At 66.5% G+C, this 19,265-nt stretch carries 21 protein-coding genes; 13 read left to right on the top strand and 8 right to left on the bottom strand.

Features of this window, described 5'->3' with window-relative positions; all coding sequences use genetic code 11:
• Positions 1–6: 6 nt before the first annotated feature.
• Positions 7–1,044, top strand: coding sequence for a methionine synthase (locus ACFQZV_RS02955; RefSeq protein WP_378752553.1), 1,038 nt, complete (start codon positions 7–9; stop codon positions 1,042–1,044).
• Positions 1,045–1,051: 7 nt separating this feature from the next.
• On the top strand, positions 1,052–1,615 hold the full coding sequence (locus ACFQZV_RS02950; RefSeq protein WP_378752643.1) for a flavin reductase family protein: 564 nt from the start codon (positions 1,052–1,054) through the stop codon (positions 1,613–1,615).
• Between the two features lie 61 nt (positions 1,616–1,676).
• On the opposite strand, the gene ACFQZV_RS02945 is transcribed toward ACFQZV_RS02950, so the two are convergent.
• Entirely contained in the window at positions 1,677–2,756 is a 1,080-nt protein-coding gene (locus ACFQZV_RS02945) for a linear amide C-N hydrolase (protein WP_378752551.1), read from the bottom strand.
• Positions 2,757–3,000: 244 nt separating this feature from the next.
• Here ACFQZV_RS02945 and ACFQZV_RS02940 point away from each other — a divergent pair, with 244 nt between their 5' ends.
• The 4 genes from ACFQZV_RS02940 to purL all read left to right on the top strand — a co-directional run bounded on the left by ACFQZV_RS02940 (position 3,001) and on the right by purL (position 6,864).
• The gene (locus ACFQZV_RS02940) at positions 3,001–3,729 is read left to right on the top strand and encodes a flavodoxin family protein (RefSeq protein WP_378752549.1); all 729 of its coding nucleotides are present in this window, start codon (positions 3,001–3,003) and stop codon (positions 3,727–3,729) included.
• 46 nt (positions 3,730–3,775) lie between these two features.
• A complete protein-coding gene (locus tag ACFQZV_RS02935) occupies positions 3,776–4,120 on the top strand; it encodes a DMT family transporter (protein ID WP_378752547.1) in 345 nt (114 codons plus the stop codon).
• Complete coding sequence (locus ACFQZV_RS02930; RefSeq protein WP_378752545.1) at positions 4,120–4,440, top strand: DMT family transporter; 321 nt, start codon at positions 4,120–4,122, stop codon at positions 4,438–4,440. The genes ACFQZV_RS02935 and ACFQZV_RS02930 overlap by 1 nt, the downstream gene beginning before the upstream one ends.
• A gap of 102 nt (positions 4,441–4,542) precedes the next feature.
• A complete protein-coding gene (gene purL / locus ACFQZV_RS02925) occupies positions 4,543–6,864 on the top strand; it encodes a phosphoribosylformylglycinamidine synthase subunit PurL (RefSeq protein ID WP_378752543.1) in 2,322 nt (773 codons plus the stop codon).
• A gap of 39 nt (positions 6,865–6,903) precedes the next feature.
• On the opposite strand, the gene ACFQZV_RS02920 is transcribed toward purL, so the two are convergent.
• Both ACFQZV_RS02920 and ACFQZV_RS02915 read right to left on the bottom strand, forming a co-directional pair.
• A complete protein-coding gene (locus tag ACFQZV_RS02920) occupies positions 6,904–7,974 on the bottom strand; it encodes a GtrA family protein (RefSeq protein WP_378752641.1) in 1,071 nt (356 codons plus the stop codon).
• A gap of 5 nt (positions 7,975–7,979) precedes the next feature.
• Entirely contained in the window at positions 7,980–8,942 is a 963-nt protein-coding gene (locus ACFQZV_RS02915; RefSeq protein ID WP_378752541.1) for a phosphodiester glycosidase family protein, read from the bottom strand.
• A gap of 135 nt (positions 8,943–9,077) precedes the next feature.
• Between ACFQZV_RS02915 and ACFQZV_RS02910 the strand changes: the two genes are divergently transcribed.
• Genes ACFQZV_RS02910 through ACFQZV_RS02900 form a run of 3 tightly spaced genes read left to right on the top strand, consistent with a single transcriptional unit; the run spans position 9,078 to position 10,998 of the window.
• Entirely contained in the window at positions 9,078–9,212 is a 135-nt protein-coding gene (locus ACFQZV_RS02910; RefSeq protein WP_378752539.1) for a hypothetical protein, read from the top strand.
• Positions 9,213–9,263: 51 nt separating this feature from the next.
• Positions 9,264–10,109, top strand: coding sequence for a hypothetical protein (locus tag ACFQZV_RS02905; protein WP_378752537.1), 846 nt, complete (start codon positions 9,264–9,266; stop codon positions 10,107–10,109).
• Positions 10,110–10,131: 22 nt separating this feature from the next.
• On the top strand, positions 10,132–10,998 hold the full coding sequence (locus tag ACFQZV_RS02900; protein WP_378752535.1) for a hypothetical protein: 867 nt from the start codon (positions 10,132–10,134) through the stop codon (positions 10,996–10,998).
• 19 nt (positions 10,999–11,017) lie between these two features.
• Here the strand turns inward: ACFQZV_RS02900 and ACFQZV_RS02895 are convergent, their stop codons facing one another.
• The 3 genes from ACFQZV_RS02895 to ACFQZV_RS02885 all read right to left on the bottom strand — a co-directional run bounded on the left by ACFQZV_RS02895 (position 11,018) and on the right by ACFQZV_RS02885 (position 14,255).
• The gene (locus ACFQZV_RS02895; RefSeq protein WP_378752533.1) at positions 11,018–11,938 is read right to left on the bottom strand and encodes a glycine betaine ABC transporter substrate-binding protein; all 921 of its coding nucleotides are present in this window, start codon (positions 11,936–11,938) and stop codon (positions 11,018–11,020) included.
• An 86-nt stretch (positions 11,939–12,024) separates the two neighbouring features.
• Entirely contained in the window at positions 12,025–12,978 is a 954-nt protein-coding gene (locus ACFQZV_RS02890) for an ABC transporter permease (RefSeq protein ID WP_378752531.1), read from the bottom strand.
• Positions 12,978–14,255 carry a quaternary amine ABC transporter ATP-binding protein gene (locus ACFQZV_RS02885; protein ID WP_378752639.1) on the bottom strand — a complete coding sequence of 426 codons (1,278 nt, stop codon included), beginning with the start codon at positions 14,253–14,255 and terminating at the stop codon, positions 12,978–12,980. The genes ACFQZV_RS02890 and ACFQZV_RS02885 overlap by 1 nt, the downstream gene beginning before the upstream one ends.
• 330 nt (positions 14,256–14,585) lie before the next feature.
• Between ACFQZV_RS02885 and ACFQZV_RS02880 the strand changes: the two genes are divergently transcribed.
• From ACFQZV_RS02880 to ACFQZV_RS02870, 3 genes are read left to right on the top strand one after another with little or no spacing between them, the layout of a single operon-like run.
• Positions 14,586–14,978 carry a GntR family transcriptional regulator gene (locus tag ACFQZV_RS02880; protein ID WP_378752529.1) on the top strand — a complete coding sequence of 131 codons (393 nt, stop codon included), beginning with the start codon at positions 14,586–14,588 and terminating at the stop codon, positions 14,976–14,978.
• Complete coding sequence (locus ACFQZV_RS02875; RefSeq protein WP_378752527.1) at positions 14,975–15,871, top strand: ABC transporter ATP-binding protein; 897 nt, start codon at positions 14,975–14,977, stop codon at positions 15,869–15,871. The genes ACFQZV_RS02880 and ACFQZV_RS02875 overlap by 4 nt, the downstream gene beginning before the upstream one ends.
• On the top strand, positions 15,868–16,554 hold the full coding sequence (locus tag ACFQZV_RS02870) for a hypothetical protein (RefSeq protein WP_378752525.1): 687 nt from the start codon (positions 15,868–15,870) through the stop codon (positions 16,552–16,554). Before ACFQZV_RS02875 ends, ACFQZV_RS02870 begins: the two co-directional genes overlap by 4 nt.
• A 47-nt stretch (positions 16,555–16,601) precedes the next feature.
• Here ACFQZV_RS02870 and ACFQZV_RS02865 read toward each other — a convergent pair whose 3' ends face one another.
• Positions 16,602–17,684: an ATP-binding protein gene (locus tag ACFQZV_RS02865; protein ID WP_378752523.1), complete on the bottom strand. Its 1,083-nt coding sequence runs from the start codon at positions 17,682–17,684 to the stop codon at positions 16,602–16,604.
• 17 nt (positions 17,685–17,701) lie between these two features.
• Positions 17,702–17,998 carry a chorismate mutase gene (locus ACFQZV_RS02860; protein WP_378752521.1) on the bottom strand — a complete coding sequence of 99 codons (297 nt, stop codon included), beginning with the start codon at positions 17,996–17,998 and terminating at the stop codon, positions 17,702–17,704.
• Between the two features lie 44 nt (positions 17,999–18,042).
• On the opposite strand from ACFQZV_RS02860, the gene ACFQZV_RS02855 reads away from it, so the two are divergent.
• Positions 18,043–19,215, top strand: coding sequence for an AI-2E family transporter (locus ACFQZV_RS02855; protein ID WP_378752519.1), 1,173 nt, complete (start codon positions 18,043–18,045; stop codon positions 19,213–19,215).
• Positions 19,216–19,265 lie beyond the last annotated feature (50 nt).

Raw genomic sequence — 19,265 nt, 5'->3', positions numbered from 1 at the left:
TCGCCCGTGCACACGCTGTTGCCGACGGCGATCGTCGGCAGCCTGCCGAAGCCGTCCTGGCTCGCCGAGCCCGAGAAGCTCTGGTCTGAGTGGAAGCTCGACGGCGCCGACCTGACCGAGGGCACCCGGGACGCCCTGCGCATCGCCGTCCATGAACAGGTGCGCCGCGGGATCGACATCGTCAGCGACGGAGAGCAGACGCGTCAGCACTTCGTGACGACGTTCATCGAACACCTGAGCGGCGTCGACTTCGAGAGGCGCCAGACGGTCCGCATCCGCGATCGGTACGACGCGAGCGTGCCGAGCGTCGTGGGCGCGGTGGAGCGCCCGCGGGCGGTTTTCGTCGAGGATGCCGCGTGCCTGCGCGCCGCGACCGATCGCCCGATCAAGTGGGCGCTGCCGGGACCCATGACGATGGTGGACACGCTCTACGACGCCCACTACAAGAGCCGGGAGAGGCTCGCGTGGGAGTTCGCGGCAATCCTCAACCAGGAGGCGCGGGAGCTCGAAGCGGCCGGGGTCGACGTCATCCAGTTCGATGAACCGGCGTTCAACGTGTTCTTCGACGAGGTCAAGGACTGGGGTGTCGCGGCGCTCGAGCGCGCAACCGAGGGGCTGCACGTCGAGACCGCCGTGCACATCTGCTACGGCTACGGCATCGCGGCGAACAACGAGTGGAAGGCGACACTCGGGTCGCAGTGGCGACAGTACGAAGAGTCGTTTCCGCTGTTGCAACAGTCGACGATCGACATCATTTCACTCGAGTCGCACCACTCGCATGTGCCGCTGGACCTCATCGAACTCGTCCGCGGCAAGAAGGTCATGATCGGTGCCATCGATGTGGCGGACCCATCGATCGAGACGCCCGACGAGGTCGCCGATACCCTGCGGCGAGCGCTCCACTTCGTCGATGCCGACAAACTCATCCCGAGCACGAACTGCGGCATGGCGCCGTTCCCCCGTGACGTGGCTCTGGCCAAGCTCAGCTCCTTGACCGCGGGGGCGGCGATCGTGCGCGACGAGGTGACAGACCGTGACATCTGATCAGCGGATGTCGGCCCCGCGCGTCGACCTCGAACCCTCGGCGCCTGGTTTCTCGTCGTCCCTGTCGCCCGACGACTTCAAGGCGCTGTTCCGCGGACACCCCGGGGGTGTCGCAGTGGTCACCGCCGACGCCGGCGACGGTCCCGTCGCCTTGACCGCCACGTCGGTGGCGTCGGTGAGCGCCGAACCCCCGCTTCTGGTGTTCTCGGTATCGGCGCTGTCTTCGACATCCGAGGCGTTCTCACGCGCCGACACGGTCGTGGTGCACCTGCTCGATGCGCATGATCTCGAGGTGGCGAAGCTCGGCGCGACGCGCGGTGTCGATCGCTTCGCCGAGACCCACCGCTGGTCGCGCCTGGTGACCGGTGAGCCGGTGTTCCGTGACGTGCGCGCGTGGGTGCGCTGCGCCGTCGTCAATCGGATGGATGCCGGTACCGCATCGGTCATCGCCGCCCACGCCCTGCAGTCGCACATCGCCCGTGACGCCGAACCGGGTGCCGGCGGAGACGGCCTGGTCTACCACAACCGTGCGTGGCACCGGCTGGGCGATCACTCACGCGTCGAAGGCTGACCGGCCCCGCAGCGGCTGCGCATCGGTTCGAGGCCGCCGCGCGCGACCGGGGCGCCTCGCCTCAGTGCGAGCTGCCCACTCGCGCCTGCACGGCTTGCTTGACCGCGAGGAAATCGTCCTTCTTGCGCGCGATCCACTCGAGCACCGTGAGGCCCGCCGCCAGGACGTCCTCGGCGAGTTCGCCGGGGTCGGTGAACTTGTGGCTGGCGTTGCCGACCAGACCGCCCTCGAGCGCGAGGCGGTCCAGGAGGTCGAGCTTGAGGACCTTCGTTCCCTCGGTGAAGCTGACCTCGTCGAGGTCGACCCACACCGTGTTCGGTCGCGTCGTCGACTCGAACGCGTAGCGCTTGTTCGTCAGATCGAGCACGACCTGCCAGATCGTCTGAGACGCGTCGGGCTTGCCGGGCTCAGGGGTGCGGAACGGCTGCGCGGCGTTGCGAATGATGCTGAACATGGCCGACATGGCCTCGATCTGCGTCGTCGGCTTCACCTGACGGGCGACGTAGTAGGACGCGCGCGCGAAGCGATCGCTGGCCAGCGTCGAGCCGGGCAGATGCTCGTCGCCGCCGAGCCCTTCGACCTTCTTGACGAGTTCGAGCTGCTTGTCATACGTCGGAGAATTCGTCATCACGAGGTAGTCGCGGCTGTGGTAGACCGTCGGCTTGCCGTCGGTGTACTCGATGATCGCCGAATCGCCACTGGCATCGTTGATCGCGAGATGCAGCGTCGGGACGAGGTGGCCCGTTGGATCGAACAGCTGCGCGATCTGCACCTGCGACTCGGTCGTCCAGGCGACGGCCTCAGCGACGGTGGCGAAGTTGTCGAGGTAATACTGCAGCCACACGGCCTGGCTCAACTGCACGGCGTCCTCATCCGGCTTGCCGTAGTCGGACTCGGCAAGCCACAGGACGTGCCCCGCGAATCCCGCTTCGTTCATACCGTCGGTTGCAATCAGGTCGAACGCCGTCGCGACGATGCTGCCGTACTTCGCTTTCCAGGTGAGGGCGCCGTTCGCGCCGTCGTTGCGCTCGATGCCTCGGGGAAGCTTCCAGAGGTTGGTGAGAAGATCCATGTGGAAGTCCATGTTCCGCCCGACGATGACCGATCCGTTGGCGTCCGGCCACATCACTCGTGTGCACATGCGCAGTTCTCCTGTCTTCGCGGTCTTGACCCAGCGCCCGCTGCGCTGCTGATCGGGCGTCCCTCTTCGAGGGACGGGCGCCGACAAGACTCTTGGTCGGAACCTACGAACCGATGCTTCCGCGAGATGCCGGCTCCGGGCGACGCTCGGCGCCGGTCTTCACCCGCCTGATCACCCGGCTGTTCACCCGGGCTCGGCGCGCAACCCCTGGCGAGGAATGGTCGGCCGGCGTAGCGTGCGGGTCATGACCGAGCATCAACCTCCCGCGACCTACGACGATCTGCGCGCGGTGTATGTGAACTGCACCCTGAAGCGCAGTCCGGAACGCAGCCACACCCAGGGCCTGATCGACCGCAGTGTCGCACTCATGAGGTCGCAGGGCGTCTCGGTGTCCGAAATCCGCTTCGTCGATCACGAGGTCGCGACCGGCGTGTACCCCGACATGCGCGAACACGGGTGGCAGACCGATGCCTGGCCGACGGACATCTGGCCGCTCATCGAGGCAGCCGACATCCTCGTGATCGGCGGGCCGATCTGGTTGGGCGACAACTCGTCGATCACCCGAAAGCTCATCGAACGGCTCTACGGCATGAGCGGCCTGCTCAACGACAAGGGCCAATACGTGTACTACGGCAAGGTCGGCGGGGCGTTGCTCACCGGCAACGAAGACGGCGTCAAGCACTCCGCGATGTCGATCCTCTACAGCCTCCAGCACATCGGATACACGGTGCCGCCCGCGGCGGATGCGGGATGGCTCGGCGAAATCGGCCCCGGACCGAGCTATCTCGACCCCGGCTCGGGTGGGCCGGAGAACGACTTCACCAACCGCAACACGACCTTCATGACCTGGAACCTGCTGCATCTCGCTCGCTTACTGAAGGATGCCGGCGGGCTTCCGGCTTACGGCAACGTCAGTCCCGAGTGGAAAGAAGGCGAGCACTTCGGGTTCGACGCGAACCCCGAGTACCGGTAGTCGTTCGCGTTCCGCCGCGACCCCCGCTGCTCGCTAGGGTCGAGGCATGAAGAAGTGGCTGCTGCTCGCGGGAGCGATCCTGAGCGAAGTGACCGGCTCGTTATCGCTCAAAGCGGCCGTCGAGCAGCCGGGCTGGTACGCGTTGTGCGTCGCCGGATTCGTGACCGCGTTCGTCTTTCTCTCACTCACTCTGCGCGCCGGCATGCCGCTCGGCGTCGCCTATGGCGTGTGGGGGGCTGCAGGCGTCGCGTTGACCGCCCTGTTCGCCGCTTTGCTGTTCGGCGAACCGCTCACGCCGCTCATGCTCGGCGGCATCGTCCTCATCGTCCTCGGCGTGCTGACCATCGAGCTCGGCTCGCAGCGGGCCCACAAGAACCGAGAGGCGCACTGATGGCCTGGCTGTTCCTGATCGGCGCGATCGTCTTCGAAGTCGCCGGCACCCTGTCGTTGCGCATGGCCACGCACGGCAAGAAGATCTGGCTCGTCGCTGTCGCCATCGGCTACCTCGCCGCGTTCGCCCTGCTCGCGCTCACACTGAGCTCGGGAATGGGCATCGGGGTCGCCTACGGCATCTGGGCCGCCACCGGCGTCGCGCTCACCGCGGTCCTCAGCAAGCTCCTCTTCGACGAGCCCCTCACCTGGCTCATGGCAGCGGGCATCGCCCTGATCGTCGGTGGCGTGCTCCTGGTCGAACTCGGCGCCGTGCACTGAGCTCGTCGTCGGATGCGGGAGGCCCCGGCATCCGTCATCGGCACCCGTCGGCCCAACTAGACTTGGCCCGTCCGGCATCCCCGATCCCAGGAGTGCAGCCGCGTGACCACCCCCATCGCCGATACCGTCGAGAACGCCGCTGCGACCCCCGAGAAGGATCAGCCCTACGGCGCCCTCGGGCTCAAGGACGACGAGTACGCACAGATCCGCGAGATCCTCGGCCGCCGCCCCACCTCGGGCGAGCTGGCGATGTACTCCGTGATGTGGAGCGAGCATTGCTCGTACAAGTCGTCGAAGATCTACCTGCGTCAGTTCGGCCAGAAGGTCTCGGACGAGATGCGCGAGCGTCTCATGGTGGGAATCGGCCAGAACGCCGGCGTCGTCGACATCGGAGAGGGCTGGGCTGTGACCTTCAAGGTCGAGTCGCACAACCATCCGAGCTACATCGAGCCGTTCCAGGGTGCGGCGACGGGCGTCGGCGGAATCGTCCGTGACATCATCTCGATGGGGGCCCGCCCGGTCGCCGTCATGGACCAGTTGCGCTTCGGAGCAATCGACAACCCCGACACGGCCCGCGTCGTGCACGGTGTGGTGTCGGGCATCTCGTCCTACGGCAACTGTCTCGGCCTGCCCAACATCGGCGGCGAAACCGTCTTCGACGCGGTCTACCAGGGCAACCCGCTGGTCAACGCGCTCGCCGTCGGAGTCATGCGGCACGAAGACATCAAGCTCGCCAACGCGTCGGGCGTCGGCAACAAGGTCGTGCTGTTCGGTGCCCGCACCGGCGGCGACGGAATCGGCGGCGCGTCGATCCTCGCCTCCGACACGTTCGCCGACGGCGGCCCGACCAAGCGCCCGGCGGTGCAGGTGGGCGACCCGTTCGCCGAGAAGGTGCTCATCGAGTGCTGTCTCGAGCTGTACCGGGGCGAGCTCGTCGAGGCCATCCAAGATCTCGGCGCCGCGGGAATCTCGTGCGCGACGTCCGAACTGGCCGCCAACGGCGGCTCGGGCATGACCGTCGACCTCGAGAACGTCCTGCTCCGCGACCCGACGCTCACGCCCGAAGAGATCCTGATGAGCGAGAGCCAGGAACGCATGATGGCGATCGTCGCGCCCGAGAAGCTCGACGCCTTCCTCGCCGTCACCGGCAAGTGGGATGTCGAGACGTCGGTACTCGGCGAGGTGACCGGCGACGGTCGTCTGCAGATCTTCTGGCACGGCGAGGAGATCGTCAACGTCGACCCGTCGACGGTCGCCGTCGACGGTCCCGTGTACGAGCGTCCCGTCGTCTACCCCACATGGATCGATGCGCTCCGTGACGACTCGGCGGCAGCACTTCCCCGCTCGAGCGACCCCGAGACCCTCCGCGCCCAGTTCACGCAGCTCGTCGCGAGCCCGAATCTCGCCGATACGTCGTGGGTGACCAACCAATACGACTACTTCGTGCTCGGCAACACCGCCCTGTCTTTCCCCGACGACGCCGGCATGATCCGCGTCGACGAGGAGTCCGGCCTCGGATTCTCGATCGCCACCGACTGCAACGGCAGGTTCTGCCAGCTCGACCCCTACGAGGGGGCCAAGCTCGCTCTCGCCGAGGCATATCGCAACGTCGCCGTGACCGGCGCGGTGCCCGCAGCCGTCACCGACTGCCTCAACTTCGGCAGCCCCGAGAACCCTGAGGTCATGTGGCAGTTCTCGCGCGCCGTCGAAGGGTTGTCGGACGGATGCCTCGAACTCGGCATCCCCGTCACCGGGGGCAACGTCTCGTTCTACAACCAGACCGGCGACCAGCCGATCTACCCGACTCCCGTGGTCGGCGTGCTCGGCATCATCGACGACGTCGCACGGCGCATCCCGTCCGGCTGGCAGGACGCCGGCGAGAACATCTACCTGCTCGGCGTCACGTCGACCGAGCTGAGCGGTTCGCAGTGGGCGGGCACCGTCCACGGACACCTCGGCGGTCGACCGCCGGCCGTAGACCTCGCGCAAGAGAAGCGCCTCGCACAGTTGCTCCACGCCGCCGGGGTACAGCAGCTGGTGTCCAGCGCCCACGACCTCTCGGGCGGCGGACTCGCACAAGCACTCGCAGAGGGCGTCATGCGCTTCGGCGTCGGCGCCCGCGTATGGCTCGACGAGATCCGCGAGCGCGACGGCGTGGATGCTGCGACCGCGCTCTTCTCGGAGTCGAGCGGTCGCGTGATCGTGACCGTCCCGCGCGAGGAAGACGTCAAGTTCCGGGGGCTGTGCGAGGGCCGCGGATACCCGGTGCTGCGCATCGGTGTGACCGACGACGGCGACGCCGCGCTCGAAGTGCAGGATGTGTTCACGGTTCCCGTCGCCGAGTTGCGCGGCCTGTCGGGCCAGACGCTCCCCGCGGCCTTCGGCGACATCATCGCCGAGCCCGTCACACCGGAAGGCGTCTGACGCGAGTCGGATGCCACGCCCGACCCGACTCCCGGTTTCTCACGTCGCCCCAGCGCCCGCGGTCGTCGCCGTCGTGGAAAGGGCCCCTAGCGGGGTCGCCGGACGGAAGACCACGGCACGCTGCAGGGTGTAACTCGTGACGAAGAGCACGCCTTCGGTGATCACCTTCGCAAGGAGGAGAGGCATGCCCGCCAGGGTCAGCGCCTCCATCCACACGATGTTCGATGCGAGGAGCAGCGCCGCCAACAGCGCATAGCGTGCCACCTCTCGTAGGCGTCCGGGTCCGCGGTGTCGAAAGACGACCCGCCGGTTGACGACGAAATTCACAGAAGCACTGATCACTCGGGCAGTGACGATCGAGAACACCAGCGATCCGGTGGCGGCGGACAGAACGAGAAGGAGGACGGTGTCGAGTGCGAACGCGATGAGGGACGATGCGGCGAACAGCACGAGTGGCCACATGACGCGGACCGAGTCGACGAGCGGCCGAAAATGGCTCGACGCGTTCTGCTCCAGGTACACCGTCTCGATGGGGACCTCCCTCACGGTCACACCCCCGCCGCGGCTGCGCAGCAGCATGTTCTGCTCGTACTCGAATCGGTCGCCCGGCAACGACACAGCCCACGGAAGAAGCGCCGCCGGAATGCCGCGCAGGCCCGTCTGGGTATCTGCCGGAGCCCACCCGGCGGTCAGGCGGAAGATCGTGCGCGAGATCGAATTACCCACGCGGCTGCGAAGAGGCACCTCCCCGACGAAGTCACGGCATCCGAGGATGAGCGTTGTCGCGTCGTCACGGAGTGCCCGGGCAATTCGAAGGATGTCCTCGGGGTGATGTTGCCCGTCGGCATCGGCGGTGACGACATCGACGCCCGGTTCCCGTTGACCGATCTCGACCAAACCGGCCTTGAGGGCAACACCTTTACCGCGGTTCGTGGCGAATCGGATGACGCGGGCACCGAGTTCGGCGGCCGTCGCGAACACGTCGTCGTACTCGGGCCCGCTTCCGTCGTCGACGACCAGGACTCTGAGATCGGCATCCGCCGACTGAAGTGCGTCGATCAGCTCGGGCAGGCGTGGCCCGGGTTCCAGCGCGGGGATGAGCACGAACATGTCGATCACCCCGCGAGGTAGAGGATGTCGCTGGTGGCGCGCTCGCCACCGTTGGAAGGACTGTTGAGGAGGTCCCCGGCGAAGTACATCGTCGAGGAGCCCCCACCATCGAGGTTGTAGGCGGTGGTGACGCCGAGGTCGACGAAGATGTCGGCGAGCTCCGTGAGGGTGACGCCCTCGCTGTATCCCGGTTGCCTACCGTCGACGACGACGAAGACCACGTGGTTGTCGTCGATGACGCCGACGGCAGTCCGAGGCTGATCACCCTGGATGGAGTGATTTCCGAAGTTGGTGTCGACCTCGATGTCTTCGATCCCGTCGATGACCTCGCCGTCTTCGACGATCGCCGGTCCGAAGCTGAGTGTGTTCCAGGCGCCGGCCGCGAGGAGGTCATCGGCGGTCGTCGTGGTTTCGTCGTAGACATCAACGCTGCCATCGGTGAAGAAGACCAGCCCGGTGCGAGCCGGCTCGTCCCGATAGACAACGCCGTTCCTGATCACGATGCCGGTGTCGCGGAAGCCGTAATAGTCGCCGTTGATCGCGAAGACGGCATCATTGTCTTCTGCGATCGAGCTCGTCAGTTCGGTGATGTTCTCGCCGAACTGGTTGTGGGCGAACGCACTGCGCAACGCCGTTGCATCGGTGAGCACCACGTCGGCGACAAACGCCGTGACGGTCGATTCGACCGATCCTGTGACGACCTTCGTGATCTCCACCGTCGCCCGCCCGTCCGTGTAGGACGTTTCGGTGAGAACGGCATCCCCCGGATCTGTCGCGCCGTCGGTCTCCCCGACCGTGGTCGGAGAGTTCTCGGCTTCGTACGCGGCGACGTCGTCGATCTGAACGTGGGCGATCACATAACGGTCGGCAGCCCAGGCGGCCGCGCTGGAGAGTGTCAATACCGTCGCGACCGCCGAGGCGATGATCACGGTGCGGCGGCGGGGTCGGCGGCGGGTCGGGCGTTCCATGCTCTCAGTGATATTCACCCGTGCTGTCCGTTGCCCTGCCATCAGCTGGAGCGCTCCTATGCGATGCTGTGCGAGCTCTATGTCGAGGTGCACGACGACATATCGACCGAGCGCGGCTCGTCTAGGCTTGCTCTCATGAGCGACGAGGAAGAGTACGGCGTCTACAGCGAGACGCGGCAGCGGCGGATCAGGGTCGTGGCGTGGGTCGTCATCGTGTCGCTCATCCTCGTCGGTGGAGGGGCCACGGTCTTCGCACTGCTCTTCGGCTGATGCGATGACTGCGCCCACGTCCTTCGTCGGGTTGCCGGTTAGCATCGAGTCGTGGAGCCTCTGCTCGCGTTCCTCGTGGACTTCTGGTGGATCGCTCCGGCGACCGCCGGCGCCGGAGCGGTGGGATACAGCGCCGTGACCGCGCGATCGCGGCGTGCGCGACGGATCGAACTCGATGCCGCCCGGCACGAAGAGCTCATCGCACGCAAGGCCGTTCTCGCGGCGCGCGCCGATGTACGGGGGGCCCAAGCGGCCGTGCAGGCCGCGCAGGCGCAACATGGCCGCTTCGCTCTGGGCGCGCCTGCGGTCGTCGCGGCCAAGCAACACCTCCAGCGCGCGAAGCAGTCCCTCCGCAGTTCGCAACTCGCGGTGCGCGCCGCCCGCACGCGGGTCAAGGCGGTGCAGGCGCGACTCGCTCTCGGGACGTCGTCCGAACCTCTGCCGATCGAGACGCTCATGGCCCGCCATGACGCCGTGACCGCCGGGTGGCTCGACTACGAGACGGATGCCGCGAAAGCGCTCGTGTTCACGCAGATGAGCGACGCACGGCATCCGACGACGTTCGCGTTCCTTCAGGCGCACGCCGAAGCGGCTCGATTGCGCCCGGCATCGGTGAAGGCCAAGGTCACCCCCGAGCAGTTCGTCGCTTACCGAGATGCCGTTGCGGCAGCCGAAGGCGCTTTCGCCGAGGCGGAACGGTCGGCTCGTTCGGCAGCCGAAGCCGACGCCAAGCGCGCGCACCGTGAGGTCCGCTCTCCGTTGCCGCCGCGGCCACCCCGCGGCGAGGTACCACCCCCGGCACCCGCACCACCGCCCAGGTCCGCCGAGCTCGACGCGGGGGTCTGGCCCGTGCCGGGCCGCACGAGGGGCACCGGGTCGGGCCCGACGGCACGCTGAATCCGCTGAGTACGCTGACGGTATGGAGACGTTCGCCCAACTCTGGCAGGGCTATTGGTGGCTGGTGTTCCCCTTGGGCGCGTTCGCCGTCGCCATCGTCGGCAAAGCGGGCCGGTCGTGGGAGCGCGCGTCGAAGCGTCGGCACCAGTATCGTCTCGAGAGGATGCGGACCGAGCGCGAGCTGAGGGCGGCGGCCCCTCCGGCATCCGCCGTCACCGTCGACTCCGCCGCGGCGCAGGAGTCGCAGGCGACCCAGTTGGCGAAGCTGTTCGCCACGCATGATGCGGTGACCGCGCGGTGGCTCGACTACGAACTCGACGTCGCGAAGCTCATCGCGTATCCGGCCATGAGTGACGGACGCCAGCCCCTCACGGCGGCGTTCCTTCGCGCGCAGCGCGTGGCCGACGGATTGCGTCCGGCATCCCCGAAGGCACGCCTCACCCCCGAGCAGCTGAGCGAGTACCGCAACGCCGTCGTCGACTACGAGGTCGCCTTCGACGTGGCCGAGCGCGATGCCCGACGCGTCAAGGACTCAGCCTTCAGCGACGGCGAGCGCAAACGTCTGGACACCGCCAAGCGGTTGATGTCCGTCGCCGTCGACCAGGCGGCGACGCCCGCCGAACGACAGGTGGCCTACCGCCGGGTCCGGGAAGAACTCGACGGCCTCATCGCCCTCTCCGACGACGCGATCAATGTTCTCGAGACGAAGGTCGCGCTCGAGCTCTCGACGGGGCGCACCACGCCTGCGCCCGAGCACCATCCCGAATCGCGCGACGACGGTCCTGGACACCCCGCCGACGGAGGCGCACCACGCGGCGACACGAAGAAGCCGGTGCCTCCAGGGGATCACGCCCCCGGAAGCACCGGCTCGGTTCCGCCGCGACCCTGACGGATCACGACGGCGTCGATCACTCGACGATGATCGTGCTGAACGCCTCGGGGTTCGCTTCGATCCACGCGGTGACGGCCTCGGCCTCGCGGCCCTCGCCGTACTCGTTCACGACCATGTCCTCGAGCGAGGCGTAGTCGGCGTCGCTGAGCTGGATGCCCGCGATGAGTTCGGCGGCCTCGGCGCAACGGTCGGCGAAGCCGGCCGTGCCGAGGAAGTGCAGGGCCTCGGGCTCGCCCATGGCGCCCATCGGGTCCTCGAGGTGCTTCAGACCGTAGGCGGCGTTGGCCCAGAAGGGACGCCACGACGTGACGACGATGTCCTCCTGCGCGTCGACGGCGTTGCCGAGCTCGGTGAGCATGGCAGCGGTCGACGAGGTGATGAGCTCGTACTCGCCATCCAGACCGTACTCGGGCATCGCCGTGTCCTGAGTCTGTGCGGTCAGGCCGGCGCCGGGCTCGATGCCGACGATGCGGCCGCCGAAGCGGTCGGCGTTGCCGGCGAGTTCGTCGATCGAGGTGATGTCGACGTACTCCGGCACCGCGAGGGTGAGCGACGCGTTCTCGTAGTACGCGCCGAGGTCCTCGATGCCGTCACCGAACTGCTCCATGTAGGACGCGTGGGTGAGCTCGGGCCATGCCGACGGGTAGATGTCGACGTCGCCCTGCGAAAGGCCGGTGTACAGGGGGCCCGCCTCGGTCAGCGTCTCCATCTCGACCGTGTAGCCGAGCTTGGTGAGCTGGTTGTCCAGCAGGTACGCGGTGCTCAGGCCGTCGGTCCACGAGGGGAGGAAGCCGAGCGTGATCGTGTCGCAGGACTCCATCGAGCCGCCCGCGTCGGTGTCACCGCTGTTGTCGTCGGAACCGCCGGCGCAGCCGGCGAGGGTCAGGGTGGCAGCAGCGCCGAGCGCGAGTGCTGCGGTGAGGTGTCGCTTGTTCATGACATAGTCCTTCACGTATATCGTCGTTCGTTTCGTTTCTTCTCTTGGTGTGGAGCGGCACGAGGGCACGCTCCGTCAGCCGCTGGTCAGCGGCTTCCGGCGGGCTGAAGTGCCTCCTCGCCCGCCTGGTCTGATGCGGATGCCGGAGCATCCGAGGTGCCGCGGCGCGCTGCGCGTCGGCGGGACATGATCCCCAACAGCGACGAGCGGTGGTCGGCGGGGTTTCCGAGTGCGGCGGTCACGCGGTCGAGGTACACGGCGATGACGACGACGGCGAGACCCGCCTCGACGCCGATACCCAAACGTGCGGACGATACCGACTGCACCACGATCTTTCCGAGGCCGTCGGCGCCGACGATGCCGGCGAGCACCGCCATCGACAGCGCGAGCATGATGACCTGGTTGACACCGGCCATGATGGTCGGCATCGCGAGCGGCAATTGGATGCCGCGAAGGATCTGGCCCTTCGTAGCACCGAACGCCTGACCGGCCTCAACAGTCTCGGAGTCGACTCCGCGGATGCCGAGCTCGGTCAGACGGACACCCGGGGGCAGCGCGAAGATGACCGTCGCCACGACACCCGGCACGACGCCGATGCTGAAGAACGTGATCGCGGGGATCAGGTAGACGAATCCGGGCATCGTCTGCATGAAGTCGAGCACGGGCTTGAGGATCGCGCGGACCGTGTCGTTGCGGGCGGACCAGATTCCGAGCGGGATCGCGATGATGAGCGCGACGATGGTCGCCACGAGCACCAGCGAAAGGGTCTGCATGGTCGCGACCCAGAGGTCCATGGCCACGACGAGCAAGAAGGCGAGTGCCGTACCGAGCGCCATCTGCCATGAGCGAAGGAGCCAGCCGATGAGCGCGAAGATCGCGATGAGGATGAGCACCGGCACGGCCAAGAGCACGTCGGTCAGACCCTCGACCGACCACTTGACGACGACCGTGATGATCTCGAACAGAGCAGTCAGATTGTCGCGGAGCCAGTCGACCGCATTCTCGACCCACTCGCCGACAGGAAGCGTGAAACCGTCCATCAGCGCACCTCCTCCGTTCCGGCGGCCGGCTCTTGAGCGAGCACCGCATCGATCTCGGTGCTGGACAGCGGCAGCACGGGCAAGCTGATCTCTCCCGTCGCTCCGGGTCCGGGGCCGAGGGCAGCCAGGAGCATGACACGCGGGATGACACCCTTGAGGTGGCCTTCGTCATCGACGACGGTCAGCGGCAGAGGCGATTCGACCGACGGGACGAAGAGGTTCATGAGGATTTCGTCTTCGGCCACGGTCTGCGGAGCGCGTGAGATGACGGATGCGATCGACTTCTCACCCTTGCGGACCAGCTTGATCGCGTCGCGATCGCTGATGACGCCGAGCAGCTTCCGATCCCGTCCGACGACGTACGCGGCCGAGAGGTTCGCGTCGCGCATCTCTTTCAGCGCCGTGCGCGGGCCGGCGTTCTCGGAGACGACGGGCCGCGGACGCTCCATGACGTTCGCCGCGGTAAGCACGCGAGCACGGTCGACGTCCTGCACGAACTGCTCGACGTAGTCGTTGGCGGGGTCGGTGAGGATGTCTTCGGGCGACCCGATCTGCACGATCCGCCCGTCTCGCATGACGGCGATGCGATCACCGAGGAACATCGCCTCGTTCAGGTCGTGCGTGATGAACACGATCGTCTTCTGGAGCTTCTGCTGCAGTTCGAGCAACTGTTCCTGCATCTCGCGACGGATGAGCGGGTCGAGGGCGCTGAACGCCTCGTCCATCAGGAGCACGTCGGGGTCGGCGGCGAGCGCACGGGCGATGCCCACGCGCTGCTGCATTCCGCCCGAGAGTGCCGAGGGGAGCTTGTCGCCCCATCCTTCGAGGCCCACCAGAGCGAGGATCTCCTCGGCCTTGGCGAGGCGCTCGGTCTTGCCGACTCCGCGAAGCTCGAGGGGATAGGCCACGTTGTCTGCCACCGACCGGTGCGGCAGGAGCGCGAAGTGCTGGAACACCATCGACACCCGATCGCGCCGCAACTCGCGAAGCTTGTTCGGCGTCGTGTCGGTAACCGACTCGCCACCGATCTTCACCGACCCGGAGGTGGTGTCGTGCAGCCCGTTGAGCATACGGATGATCGTGGACTTTCCTGATCCCGAGAGGCCCATGATGACGAAGATCTCGCCGGGGGCGACGGTGAAGCTCGCGTCGATGACGGCAGCCGTACCGGCATCCTTCACCTGGTCGCGCGTCTCACCCGCTTCCAGGCGTCGAACGGCTTCCTTCGGGTTTCGGCCGAAGACTTTGTAGAGGTGTTCCGCCTGGACGGCAGGCATCGCATCTGTTGATGTGGTCACTTGGTTGGCCTCGGCCGCGGAAATCGCGGCATCGGTTACGCCCTGGTGACGATCCTGTTGGGGTGTGTCGAACACCCAGCGGCGACACACGTCGGGTCCGTCGCCTGGACCGCCGACCATACGTCCCCCGCCGCGCCGAAAGCGCAGGCAGCGGTCGCGGACTGGTCGTGCTGGGCCCCAAGGCCCGACTTCTCACGGTATCCAGTACGCACTCGACGTCGCAAATTACGAAGAAGGACTTGACAGGATCGTGATACGGCATCATGGTTAGTTAGTGAAGTAGGTAACCGACAGAGTAGGGGACATGGGATGGACGAAGGAAGAGCGCTCTTTCTCCAGATCGCCGAGAGCATCGAAGACGCGATCGTCGACGGTTCGCTGAGCGAAGAGGGCCAGGCGCCCTCGACGAACGAGCTCGCTTCTTTCCACCGGATCAACCCTGCGACCGCGGCGAAGGGGATCTCGTTGCTCGTGGACAAGGGACTGCTCTACAAGCGCCGCGGCATCGGCATGTTCGTCGCCGCCGGTGCACGCGAGCTGCTCCTGGCAGAGCGGCGCGCCGAGTTCGCCGCCCGCTACATCGACCCCTTGCTCGCTGAAGCCCGGGCCCTCGGGCTCAGCCCCGACGACCTCGCCCGACTGTTGCGCGAACGTGCCGCGCAGTCGGACACCACAACCATTACGGAAGGACCCGCACGATGACCGATGTGATCGAGGTGAAGCACCTCACCAAGCGCTACCGCGACACCCTCGCCCTCGATGACGTGAGCTTCACCGTCAAGGAGAACGCCATCTACGGACTGCTCGGACGCAACGGCGCCGGCAAGACGACCGCGATGTCGATCCTCACGGCCCAGAACTTCGCCACGTCCGGGCAGGTTCGTGTTTTCGGTGAAAACCCCTATGAGAACGCACATGTGCTGCAACGCGTGTGCTTCGTTCGTGAGAGCCAGCGCTATCCCGACGACGCAACCCCGCGACACGCCTTCAAGATGGCCCGGTTGTTCTATCCGAATTGGGACCAAGACCTGTGCGAACAGCTGATCGGCGATTTTCGCCTCCCGCTGAAGAAGACGATCAAGAAGCTCTCACGCGGCCAACTCTCCGCGGTCGGCGTGATCATCGGACTCGCAGCACGCGCAGAGATCACCTTCTTCGACGAGCCGTACCTGGGTCTGGATGCCGTTGCCCGTCAGATCTTCTACGACCGACTCATCGAGGACTACGCGAAGCACCCGCGCACCGTCATCCTCTCGAGCCACCTCATCGACGAAGTGTCGAACCTGCTGGAGCGGGTCATCGTCATCGACGAGGGTCGCATCCTGATGGACGAAGAGACGGATGCCGTGCGCGACCGCGCGGCGACGATCGTCGGCGACAGCGACGCCGTCGAGGAGTTCGTGCGCGGACGCGAGATCCTCCACCGGGAGAGCCTCGGGCGCGTGACCTCCGTCACGGTGCTCGGCACGCTCAGCCACGACGATCGCAGCCGCCTGGCCGCTGCCGACCTCGACGTCGCTCCGGTGTCACTGCAGCAACTCATCGTGCGCCTGACCCAACAGTCACGCACCGGTACGAAGGAGGCCGTCCGATGAACCGCACACTCAACGTCATCCGGATGCAATTCGTCAACAAGCAGACCTACATCTGGGTCCCGCTGATCGTCCTCGGAGCATCGTTCCTGATCAGCCTCGCGATCTTCGCGATGATCCCCTACGACGGACCGAAGGCCGGCGGTGGCTCGCAGGCCCCGCTGTGGTACTTCCTCGTGGTCGGCGTCCAGTCGCTCACGCTCACGTTCCCGTTCTCGCAGGCGATGAGCGTGACGCGGCGCGAGTACTTCTTCGGCACACTCTTGACCGCCGCAGTCACCGCGCTCATGCTGGCGATCGTGTTCGTCCTCGGCGGTCTGGTGGAACAGGCCACCGACGGCTGGGGCATCAACGGCTACTTCTTCTACCTCGACTGGCTGTGGGAAGGCGGGCCGTGGGCGGCGCTGCTGGAGTACTTCGTCATCGCGATGCTGTTCTTCGTCATCGGGTTCGGCTCGGCGATGATCTACAAGCGGTTCGGCGGCGTGTGGCTGACGGTCGTGCTCGTCGGCGCGGGGCTGCTCCTGGTCGCAGCGATCTTCTTCATCTCACGATTCAACGCCTGGGGCGATGTCTTCGTGTGGCTCCAGGACGCCGGCGCGCTGGGCCTGATCGGCATCGGCGCGATCGCAGCGGCGGTCATCTCCGGGCTGTCCTTCGTCGGCCTGCGACGGGCGACACCCTGAGCCTGCGTCACCGGTGAAGCGGGGGTCGTCGTTCTCGCCACTGCGTGTCAGCGCAGGGGGACGGGAACGTCGATCCCCCCTTCTTCTGTGCGGCGGTCGCCCATCTGCACCAGCGCCGCAGAGGGGATGAAGCCCCCCGCGAACAGCGCCTGACCCTGGGCGAACGTCGGGGAGCGTTCGAGCATGTTCTGTGGAGCGAAGCCGAAGATCTCGCCCAGCTCGTCGAGATCTCGCGGCGAGCTCATCCTCATGAGCGCAAGATTGTCGCACTGCGACAGGGCGTTGGGGTGGACCTTCGACGGGCGCTGCGTCGACAGCAGAAGCCAGAGTCCGTACTTGCGCCCCTCTGCGGCAATCTGCACGATGCGCTCCGTCAGGCGTTGCTCGACCAGGGTGACGGGATCGGGGCGGCACAGGTTGTGGGCTTCGTCGATGACGATCAACCGACCCACCCGCTCCTCTCGGGTGTCCCAGAGATGGTCGAGCACCGCGAGTGCTGCCGCCCGCGACTCCGGCTGCGTCGGGAATCCGCCGAGGTCGACCACGGCCGCATCGGGGCGTTCGTCGATGTCGTCCGTGACCGACCGCCCGCCCCATGCCCACAAATCCCAATCGGCGACGCCCAGATTCTCGAAGCGCATCGCCAAGCGATGGCGGATCGCCGCATCCGAGGTCCTCAAGTGATGCACCAGGTGGCCTTGACCGATCAACGGAAGCTCCGCGGCGATGCCCAGCATCGCGTTGAACTCCTCCGCATCGTGGATCGGATCCAGTCCGGCGACGGCAGCCTGGGAACGCAGGGGCATGTCGAGCATGCGCGCCTTGAGCGGACGCTCGCCTCCGGGCCGGAAGATGCGGATGTCGCGATCACGGAGCGCGGCCGCGTCGCCCGCGTCGGCATCGGGTCTCAGTTGATCGAGCTTGACGAAGTCCGAGTTCGGATCGAGGACCACGATCGGCAGACGGGTGTGCACCAGCACCTGCTCGAGGACCACCCCGAGGGCGTAGGTCTTTCCGGATCCACTTTGGCCGCACCAGAACGTGTGACGGTTGAATCGCTTGGCGATCAGTTCGGCGGGCGCTGATTCGGGCGATTCGAGCAGGGTTCCGATCGGGAGGACACCGGGCATGCCCTCAGATTAGGCGATCAGCGTGAGTCTGCTGCCTCAGTGTGGTGGCGAATGACCTCCGCGACGACGAAGTTGAACCATTTCTCGGCGAAGGCCGGGTCGAGATCGGCCTCTTCCGCCAGTCGACGCAATCGGGCGACTTGCTGTTCCTCGCGAGCCGGATCCGATGGCGGCATGCCGTGCTCGGCTTTGAGGTCACCCACCTGTTTCGTGCAGCGAAACCGCTCGGCGAGCATGAAAACCAGCGCGGCGTCGATGTTGTCGATGCTGCCGCGCAGGCGCAGCAACGTCTGCGTCGGGTCGTTCTCGCTCATGCCTCCGACCCTACCCGCACGCTCCGTAGCCCTAGAGTGTGTGCATGACCGCCCCCGAGGACTCCCCCACCACCGCATCCGATGCGGCGGATCCGCTGCCTCCCGCCCGTGCCGGAGTGCCCGACGCGGTTGCCGAACGCACCGGGGAGCCACCCGCATCCCGCACCTTCTGGGCGAGTCTGAACTCGCCGTTCGGCGCAGGCTTCTTCCTGACACTCGGAGGCCTGGCTGCCATCGCGCTGGGGTTGGCGTTCTCAAACCTCTCGACGATCGTCATCTACGTCGCCTTCGCGCTCTTCGTCGCCCTGGGGCTCGATCCCATCGTGCGGTGGCTGGAGACGAAGCGCGTCGAACGACCCTGGGGCATCGTGATCGTCTACTCCGGCTTCGCGGTCATCATGGCAGGCGTTCTGCTGCTGATCGTTCCGACGGTGGTGCGTCAAGTCGCGCAGTTCATCGACGACATCCCGGGCCTCATCAGCGACTTCCAGAACTCCGACCTCTTCCACACGCTGCAGGACAACTTCGGCGATCAGGTGGGCACAATCCTCGACCAGATCCAGTCGTTCATCACGAACCCGTCGAACCTTGCCTCGATCGGAGGCGGGATCGTGCAGGTGGGCGCCTCGATCGCGACCACCATCTCGGGCCTCATCATCATGCTCGTTCTGAGCCTGTACTTCCTCGCGTCGTTGCCGACGATGAAGGAGGCGTTCAACCGTCTCTTCGCCGCCCGCAACCGCGCAAAGGCCGGCTCGATGACGACGGAGATCACCGAGTCGATCGGCGGCTACCTCATGGGAATGGTGATCCTCGCGTTCTTCAACTCGATGATCGCGCTCATCCTGCATATCGTGCTCGACCTGCCGTTCCCCGCGCTCATGGCGGTGGCGGCGTTCTGCATCACCTTGATCCCCCTCGTCGGATCGGTCCTCTACTGGGCAGTCGCCTCCGGTCTCGCGCTCTTCACCGGATGGCTCCCGGCACTCATTTTCGCCGCGGCCTACCTCGTCTACATGCAGATCGAAGCATATGTGTTGACTCCACGCGTGATGAGTCGGGCGATCTCTGTTCCGGGCTCGCTCGTCGTCATCGGCGCGCTCGTCGGCGGAACGCTCTTGGGTCTGCTCGGCGCCCTCGTCGCGATCCCCGTGACCGCCTCCATCCTGCTCATCATCAAGCAGGTCCTCATCCCACGGCAGGACGCCAAGATCTGACGGTGTGTCGACGCCGCACGGTTCGGCCGAGACGGCGCCGCACCGTCGAG

Origin of the sequence: Microbacterium koreense (assembly GCF_042677105.1) — a bacterium.
Lineage (GTDB): Bacteria > Actinomycetota > Actinomycetes > Actinomycetales > Microbacteriaceae > Microbacterium > Microbacterium koreense.
Note: the sequence above shows the minus strand (reverse complement) of the source record. Positions and strands in the feature narration are given on the sequence as shown.